This is a genomic window from Streptomyces ipomoeae 91-03 (assembly GCF_000317595.1).
In the GTDB taxonomy this organism is placed as follows: Bacteria; Actinomycetota; Actinomycetes; order Streptomycetales; family Streptomycetaceae; genus Streptomyces; species Streptomyces ipomoeae.
Window position 1 is genome coordinate 1 of record NZ_AEJC01000363.1, and the last position, 1,467, is coordinate 1,467.

2 protein-coding genes are annotated in these 1,467 nt (G+C 67.0%); both read left to right on the forward strand.

All coding sequences use genetic code 11. The features are described from left to right. The first annotated feature begins 21 nt into the window (after positions 1 to 21). Positions 22 to 818 (forward strand): IS5 family transposase gene (locus tag STRIP9103_RS48480; protein WP_234022146.1). Its coding sequence is split into 2 segments (ribosomal slippage): positions 22 to 357 and positions 360 to 818, totalling 795 coding nucleotides; the frame shifts between segments, so codons are not numbered across the junction. Positions 819 to 869: 51 nt separating this feature from the next. After that, a partial coding sequence (locus tag STRIP9103_RS23165) for an IS5 family transposase (protein WP_048820815.1) occupies positions 870 to 1,467 on the forward strand: 598 nt, incomplete at its 3' end.

Genomic DNA, 1,467 nt, shown 5'->3' on the forward strand with positions numbered 1-1,467 from the left:
CGATAGTCTGGCGTCGTGGGGATCGTTGAGCGTCTCGTGCCAGACGAGTTGTGGGAACTGTTCGAGCGGGTGGTGCCGCCGGCTCCATCTCGCCCGCAGGGCGGCGGCCGACGACGGTACGGAGACCGGGAGGTCCTGGCTGCGATCGTCTTCGTGGCCACGTCGGGCTGCACGTGGCGGCAGTTGCCTCCGTCGTTCGGACCTTCAGGGCCGACAGCCCACCGGCGGTTCACCGAGTGGACCAAGGCCCGGGTCTGGGCCAAGCTCCACCGTCTGGTCCTGGATGAGCTGGGCAGGCGCGGTGACCTGGACTGGAGCCGGTGCGCGATCGATTCGGTGAACATGCGCGCGATGAAAGGGGGGAGCTGACAGGTCCGAATCCTGTCGACCGGGGCAAGAAAGGCTCAAAGATCCACTTGATCACCGAGCGGACCGGTCTGCCCCTCTCCATCGGCGTCTCCGGCGCCAACCTTCACGACAGCCAGGCCCTCGAACCCCTCGTCCGCGGCATCCCGCCGATCCGCTCCCGCCGCGGACCCCGCCGGCGCCGCCCCGCCAAACTGCACGCGGACAAGGGCTACGACTACGACCACCTGCGCCGATGGTTACGCCAGCGCGGCATCACCCACCGCATCGCCCGCAAGGGCATCGAGTCCTCCAAGCGGCTGGGCCGCCACCGCTGGACCATCGAACGCACCATGGCCTGGCTCGCCGGCTGTCGCCGACTCCACCGCCGCTACGAGCGCAAAGCCGACCACTTCCTGGCATTCACTGCCATCGCCTGCACCCTCATCTGCTACCGCAGACTCACCAAATGAGACGACGTCTTAGACCGTGTCCTACGTGGTGAGGCGGACGTTGGGCAGGGCATGGGGCGGGATACGTGGAGTTGGATTGTTCCGGATGGGCTGTGGGAGATCGCGAAGCCGCTGATCCCGCCGTCGAAGGTGCGGCCACAGGGCGGCGGTACACAGGACACGCCTGATGAGACGCTGTTCGCGGCGATCATCTACGTGCTGGTCAGCGGTTGTGCCTGGCGGGCTCTGCCGCCCTGCTTCGGCATATCGAAGTCGACCGCTCACCGCCGCTTCCTGATCTGGTCCAGAGCCGGCGTCTGGGGCCGATTGCACGAGGCTGTGCTGCACCGGCTCGACGACGCCGGCCTGGTCGAGGTGACCCGTGTAGTCCTCGACACCGCCCACGTCAGGGCTAAAAAAGGGGGCGAACACACAGGTCCGAGCCCCGTGGACCGGGGCAAGCCGGGTTCCAAGATGCACATCCTGTCGGACGCGAACGGACTGCCCCTGGTCGTCGGCGTCTCGGCCGGCAACACCCACGACAGCGAAGGTCTGAAGCCGATGGTGGCGGGTCACCAAACGAGACACGACCCCCATCGCGGCCGGTACTTCAAGCCTCAGCGCCTCCACACGGACAAAGCCTACGATCGACCGGACCTGCGGAAATGGT